General features: G+C 73.8%; 6 protein-coding genes and 1 pseudogene. 3 read left to right on the top strand and 4 right to left on the bottom strand.

Annotated features, from left to right (window positions below):
* Together KIK08_RS36955 and KIK08_RS36950 are read right to left on the bottom strand one after the other, a co-directional pair.
* Positions 1 to 499, bottom strand: a pseudogene (locus KIK08_RS36955) (hypothetical protein); the annotation flags it as partial.
* A 312-nt stretch (positions 500 to 811) separates the two neighbouring features.
* Positions 812 to 1264: a pyridoxamine 5'-phosphate oxidase family protein gene (locus KIK08_RS36950; RefSeq protein WP_214407967.1), complete on the bottom strand. Its 453-nt coding sequence runs from the start codon at positions 1262 to 1264 to the stop codon at positions 812 to 814.
* A gap of 138 nt (positions 1265 to 1402) precedes the next feature.
* Here KIK08_RS36950 and KIK08_RS36945 point away from each other — a divergent pair, with 138 nt between their 5' ends.
* Positions 1403 to 2623, top strand: a complete 1221-nt coding sequence (locus tag KIK08_RS36945) for an acetyl-CoA C-acetyltransferase (RefSeq protein WP_214407966.1) — start codon at positions 1403 to 1405, stop codon at positions 2621 to 2623.
* A gap of 95 nt (positions 2624 to 2718) precedes the next feature.
* On the opposite strand, the gene KIK08_RS36940 is transcribed toward KIK08_RS36945, so the two are convergent.
* On the bottom strand, positions 2719 to 3507 hold the full coding sequence (locus tag KIK08_RS36940) for a Bax inhibitor-1/YccA family protein (protein ID WP_214407965.1): 789 nt from the start codon (positions 3505 to 3507) through the stop codon (positions 2719 to 2721).
* Between the two features lie 84 nt (positions 3508 to 3591).
* The gene (locus KIK08_RS36935; RefSeq protein WP_214407964.1) at positions 3592 to 4026 is read right to left on the bottom strand and encodes a hypothetical protein; all 435 of its coding nucleotides are present in this window, start codon (positions 4024 to 4026) and stop codon (positions 3592 to 3594) included.
* A 76-nt stretch (positions 4027 to 4102) separates the two neighbouring features.
* Here KIK08_RS36935 and KIK08_RS36930 point away from each other — a divergent pair, with 76 nt between their 5' ends.
* Both KIK08_RS36930 and KIK08_RS36925 read left to right on the top strand, forming a co-directional pair.
* Positions 4103 to 4399, top strand: a complete 297-nt coding sequence (locus KIK08_RS36930; protein ID WP_214407963.1) for a hypothetical protein — start codon at positions 4103 to 4105, stop codon at positions 4397 to 4399.
* Positions 4400 to 4427: 28 nt separating this feature from the next.
* Positions 4428 to 5120, top strand: coding sequence for an alpha/beta fold hydrolase (locus tag KIK08_RS36925; RefSeq protein WP_214407962.1), 693 nt, complete (start codon positions 4428 to 4430; stop codon positions 5118 to 5120).
* Positions 5121 to 5611: the final 491 nt, after the last annotated feature.

Genomic DNA, 5611 nt, shown 5'->3' with positions numbered 1-5611 from the left:
TGACCGGGGCCTCGGCCTCGCGGCGCGCGGACCGGCGGCCGGTGGCGGGCTCCTCGCCGGCCGCGCCGCGGCGTGCGGCCGCGCGGCGACCCGTGCCGGAGTCGACGGGGCCGTCGGTGCCGTAGCGGTCGGCGTCGTAGCGGTCCGAGCCGTAGCGGTCCGAGCCGTAGCCCGCGGACGCCTCGGCGGAGCGCCGCCCCCCGCTGCGGTAGCTGCCGGTGCCCTCGGCGTCCTCCACCCGGTAGCCGCCGGACACCTGGGAGCCGGACACCTGGGAGCCGCGGGGCTCGGCCCGGTAGCCGCCCGAGTGCTCGGACCCGTAGCCGGTCGGGGCGTCGGACTGGCCGTGCCGGCCGGCCGCGCGGTAGCGGCCGGAGTCGGCGGTGGACGTGCTGTACCCGTCGGACGCCGCACGGCGCGCGCCGTGGCGTCCGGACTCGTCGATGCGCCCTCCGGAGCTGTGCCGACCGGTGCCGTTGGCCGAGATGAGGTCGGACACCGTCGGGCGGGTGTGCTGGGAGCGCTGCCGGCCGGTCAGGAGTCCGACTCCCTGGTCTCGATCCACACGTTGTGCGAGCCGGGGTGCGGCTCCACGCCGATCAGATCTCGGACGGACATCAGGAGAACCCTTCGGGTGGGGAGCGTGCCGGCCGCTGGGGATCGACCGGCGTCGTGCGCAGTACGTCGTGCAGTGCCCTGGATCGACGACTGCCTTCCCCGATGGTTCAGTCGAATCAGCCGCAGGTCAGTGCCCGGTCGGCGAATGGGCACACTCGCGCGGCGGCCGGTAGCGGCGCGCCGCCCGCGGGGGTCATTCCCGTTCGACCCGCCGCAGACGGCCGCCCGGCCGCCATGACTCGATCACGAGCATCGTCGCCGAGTCGTTCAACCGGGTGACGACCACCTCGTCGATGTCGGCGCGGAACAGCTCACCGTCGGGACCCTCGGTGAGCGGTCCGACGCGGACCGCTCGCCCGGAGAGCTTGGCGTCACCCGCCCAGGTGGTCCTGTCCGCCGGCGGGTCGGGGGAGGGTGCGTGCAGCGCGAACCGGGGGTCGCGGCGCAGGTCGGCGCCCTTGCGCGCGTTCGGCATCGACCCGAACGTCAGCTCGCCGTCGCGGAACTGCGCCTCGATGCCCGACACGCGCGGCGACCCGTCGGCCCGGATCGTCGCGATGATCTTGTTCTCGCCGGCGTCGAAGATCTTCCGCACGCGCTCGGCGAACTCGGGCTCGGCGTCCTCGACGTCCTTCCAGGTGGCCATGCGCCGAGTGTCCCGTGCCACACCGACAGTTCCGAGGGGGCAGATCAGGGCGCTGCGCACTGGTCGAGGAGCCCCACCACGCGGTTACCGCGAAGTACGATCCTGGTCGTACCCACCGACAGGCAGGAGACATCGACGATGCCCGAAGCTGTGATCGTCGCGGCGGCCCGGTCCCCCATCGGCCGCGCCGGGAAGGGGTCGATGACCACCATCCGCCCCGACGACCTGACCGCCCAGATCGTGCGCGCCGCCCTCGACCAGGTCCCGTCCCTGGACCCCGCCGACATCGACGACCTGGTGCTCGGCTGCGGCCTGCCCGGCGGCGAGCAGGGCTTCAACATGGCCCGCGTCGTCGCGGTGCTGCTCGGCTACGACACCCTGCCCGGCACCACCGTCACCCGCTACTGCTCGTCGTCGCTGCAGAGCACCCGGATGGCGATGCACGCGATCCGCGCCGGCGAGGGCGACGTGTTCATCTCCGCGGGCGTCGAGATGGTCTCCCGCTTCGCCAAGGGCAGCTCCGACGCCTGGCCCGACACCCGCAACCCGGTGTTCGCCGACGCGCAGGCGCGCGGCAAGCAGGCCGCCGAGGCCGGGGCGGAGTCGTGGGACGACCCGCGCACGCAGGACGCGCTGCCCGACGTCTACATCGCGATGGGGCAGACCGCCGAGAACCTCGCCCTGCTCAAGGACGTCAGCCGCGAGGACATGGACCGCTTCGGCGTGCGGTCGCAGAACCTGGCCGAGAAGTCGATCGCGAACGGCTTCTTCGCCCGCGAGATCACCCCGGTGACGCTGCCCGACGGCACCGTCGTGTCCAAGGACGACGGACCGCGCGCCGGGGTCACCTACGAGGGCGTGTCCGGGCTCAAGCCGGTGTTCCGGCCCAACGGCCGGGTCACCGCGGGCAACTGCTGCCCGCTCAACGACGGCGCCGCGGCGCTGGTCGTGATGTCCGACACCAAGGCCGCCGAGCTGGGCATCACCCCGCTGGCCAGGGTGGTGTCCACCGGCGTCTCCGGGCTCTCGCCGGAGATCATGGGCCTGGGCCCGGTCGAGGCGTCCAAGCAGGCGCTGGCCAGGGCCGGCATGAGCATCGACGACGTCGACCTCGTGGAGATCAACGAGGCGTTCGCGGCCCAGGTCATCCCGTCGGCCCGCGACCTGGGCATCGACGAGGACAAGCTGAACGTCAACGGCGGGGCCATCGCGCTCGGCCACCCGTTCGGCATGACCGGCGCGCGGATCACCACCACACTGATCAACGGCCTGCGCACGCACGACAAGACCATCGGGCTGGAGACGATGTGCGTCGGCGGCGGGCAGGGCATGGCGATGGTCATCGAGCGCCTGAGCTGACCCGGCACGCACGACGGCGGCCGGCCCCCTCGGGGACCGGCCGCCGTCGTCGTACCGGTGTGCGTCGTACTGGTGTGCGTCGCACTACCGCGGGATCACTCGCGGAAGTAGCTGAGCAGCCGCAGGATCTCGATGTAGAGCCAGACCAGGGTGGTCATCAGGCCGAAGGCGATGTACCAGGCGACGTTGGCCGGAGCGCCCTCGCGGACCGCGCGGTCGGCCATGTCGAAGTCGAGCAGCAGGCTGAACGCCGCCACGCCGATGATGACCAGGCTGATCACGATGGACAGGAAGCCGCCGCTGCCCATGCCCAGCGCGTCGCCGAAGAAGGCCTGCGAGACTAACCGGACCAGCACCAGGACCAGGACGCCGATGAGGGCGCCCATCATCCAGCGCTGGAAGCGCGGGGTGACCCGCACGGCGCCGGTCTTGTAGACGACCAGCATGCCGAGGAACACCCCGGCGGTGCCGATGACCGCCTGCACGGCGATGCCCGGGTAGATGCTGTTGAACACCCCGCTGATGCCGCCCAGCGCGACACCCATTGCCGCGGAGTAGCCCAGTACCAGCGCGGGGTTCGAGCTCTGCCGGAAGATGACGATCAGCGACAGCACCAGGCCGATGATGAAGGCCGGGAGGACGAGCCAGAACTGCCCGGTCAGGGCGGTGAGCACGCCGGTCACCAGCGCCGTGCCCGCGGTGATGGAGGTCTTGACGACGACGTCGTCGACGGTCAGCGGACGCTGGTCGACGCCGGAGCGGTCTCCCCGTGCCGCGGTGTCGGGCGCACGCCCCGTGGCGTCGCCCTGGGGGCCGAAGCCGGCGTATCCGCCGCCCTGCCCACCGGGCAGGTTGCGGAACGCCGGGTTGCTGCTGGTGCGCACCTGTTCCTCCTCGGAAGCGTGTCGAGCGTCCGTGCTGTCCAACGCAGATCCCGCGCCGCACGTTCCCGCTCGGTAAAACCGACTTTACTGCTGGCCGCCGACATCGGGCCTGCGTGCCCCCGGTGGCGGGTCGAGCGCGATGCCGGCATCCTCCAACGCCGCCTCCGTCAACAGGCGGGCGTACACACGATCGTGACCCTCCGCGGTCGCGAGTGGCGCATCCACGTCGACCTGCCGGCAGACGTCGATCAGGACGTCGTCGTAGGCGGCGAGCACGGCCGTGCGGCGGACGTGCGTGCGGTGCTCCCTGGCCCGGACCTCGCGGCGCAGCCTGCGCAGGTCGGCCACCACGGATTCGAGCGGCGGGGCGGTGGGCCGGTGGCGGGCCCGCCTGCGCTCGGCGATCCTGGCGACGATGGCCGGCAGCAACCGCAGCGAGGCCCAGAGCACCACCGTCGGCGTCAGGGCGATCACCACGAAGATCAGCAGCCCGGCCAGGGCCGGACGATCGCCAGCCACGCCGGCCATCGTACGACGTCAGGGAGCATCGGCCCAGGTGATTGCGGGGGCCGGCGCACATCCGGCGGAGCCGGCCGTGGCTGGCTACGCTCCGGCCGTCGGGCACCTCGCCCGGGCGGAGGAGGGCGGCATGTGGGCGTTCCTGTCGGCGCGGCTGCGGATGTGGCTGATCCTCGCGGTCGGCGCCCCGCTGCTCGGCTGGCTGCTGGGCAAGGTCGGCGACGCGCTCGAGCGGCGGCGCGGCCCGTCGACCCTGACGAGGGTCCTGCAGAAGGGCCGCGACTGGCTGGCCAGCCGCGGCCGCGGCCCGCTCTCGGCCCGCCGGCCGGCGGAGAAGGCCGGACCGCGCGATCCCGGCGTGCCCGCTCGCTGATCCCGGCCGCGGGTGGCACCGTGCACCCGTGGCGACCTTCGTCCTGGTCCACGGCGCATGGGGCGGCTCGTACGCGTTCCGGGCCGTGCGCGGGCTCCTGCACGCCGACGGCCACGAGGCCGTCTCCCCCAGCCTCACCGGCATCGGTGAGCGCGCCCACCTGACCGGCCCGCACGTCGACCTGTCGCTGCACGTCCTCGACGTGGTCAACGCGATCCGCTACGAGGACCTGCGCGACGTCGTCCTGCTCGGCTTCTCCTACGGCGGCATGGTCGTCACCGGCGCCCTCGACCCGCTCGGCGACCGGGTCCGCGAGGTCGTCTACCTCGACGCGTTCGTCCCCGCCGACGGCGACAGCGTCACCACCCTCACCGGCAACCCGCCCCCCGGTTTCCCGGAGCTCGGGGCGCCGTGGGCCGCGCCCGCGCCCGTCCGGCAGTACGAGGACCCCGCGGCCGCCGCACGGGCCATCCCCCGGCGGGTCCCGCAGCCGCTGGGGACGTTCACCGAACCCGTGCGCCTGTCGGTGCCGCTGGAGGACCGCGGCCTGGGCCTCACCTACGTCCGCGCCACCGCCGATCCCGACGGGGCGACCTTCGAGCCCTTCGCCCGGCGCGCCCGCGAGCACCCGGCCTGGCGCTACCACGAGATCGCGACCACCCACGTGGTCCCCGAGAACCGCCCCGACGAGCTCGCCGCGATCCTGCGCACCCTCGCCTGAGCCGCGCAGCACGCCGCACATCGAGTGGCGTCACGCACACGTCGGGACGTGCGCGGCGCCCAGGAAGTGTGCGCCGCCACTGTGCGGGCGGGCGGCAGGCGGGGACCGACGGGGATGGCGGGGTTGCCCGCTCCGGCTCAGCGCACCAGGGCCTGTCGGCCCAGCAACGCCCGGGGGCGATCGGGCTATCTAACCCACGCGCCGGCCGTTACCGTGCACGTCGGGGGACGGTTCGCCGCCGGCGCCGACCCGTCCCGGGTGCTCCCAGCCCGACGATTCCGCGCGCCCGTCCCCGCGCGGTTGGAGGTGGTCGCGTCGTGCCGACCGATCCCGACGCCCGTCCCGATCCGGCGTCGATCGACCTGTGGGCACCGACCACGCCGGCCGGCGGCAGCGCGCCGCAGCCCACGGGACGTCCCGCGCCCGCGGCTCCACCGGCCCGCGGCGGCGGGCTGTTCGGCGGGCGGCAGCGGTCCGCGGCGTTCGGGCGG

It is taken from the genome of Pseudonocardia lacus (assembly GCF_018531445.1).
GTDB classification, from domain to species: Bacteria; Actinomycetota; Actinomycetes; order Mycobacteriales; family Pseudonocardiaceae; genus Pseudonocardia; species Pseudonocardia lacus.
This window is presented reverse-complemented; position numbering and strand designations above follow the sequence as displayed.